Source organism: Streptomyces fulvoviolaceus, from assembly GCF_000718165.1.
Lineage (GTDB): Bacteria > Actinomycetota > Actinomycetes > Streptomycetales > Streptomycetaceae > Streptomyces > Streptomyces fulvoviolaceus.
The window spans coordinates 1-433 of sequence record NZ_JOEY01000201.1 but is presented as its reverse complement, the minus strand read 5'-3'; the positions used below and the strand labels follow the sequence as shown (position 1 = coordinate 433).

General features: G+C 70.4%; 1 pseudogene. It reads right to left on the bottom strand.

The features are described from left to right. Window positions 1-416: pseudogene (locus IG08_RS0153525) on the bottom strand (IS200/IS605 family accessory protein TnpB-related protein); the annotation flags it as partial. Window positions 417-433: the final 17 nt, after the last annotated feature.

Here is a 433-nt window from a genome sequence, read left to right as displayed (position 1 = left end):
ACGGTGTTGGGCGTTCTGGTTGCCCGCGTTCGCTCCGCGGTCCGGCGGCACGGATCGTGTCCGTGGTCCGGGAACGGGAGGGCGGGGTCCCTCACGCCCAAGGACACGCCGGTCGGGCCTGGACGGTCCGATGCCGCGCGCCGTCCGATCGCCACGGCGGCAGCCTCGTGGCGAGTCGTCTTCCTGTCTTTGTGGGTGAGGGGTTTTTGCCAGTGCTGGGCGCCCCATTTGGAGGTGTAGGCCGGGTCGACCGCGATGATCGTGATGCCGGTCTGGTCGGCCATGGAGGTGAGCCGGGCGCGGAGCCGGCCGGTGGGCATGCCCGAGATCAGCCGCCGGAACCGTTTGCGGCGGCCGTGCTTCTCACGGGTCTTCTCCGCGGCGAAGTCCAGGTCTTCCACCGCGATGGCTTTCACTCCGCAGGTGCGGGCCC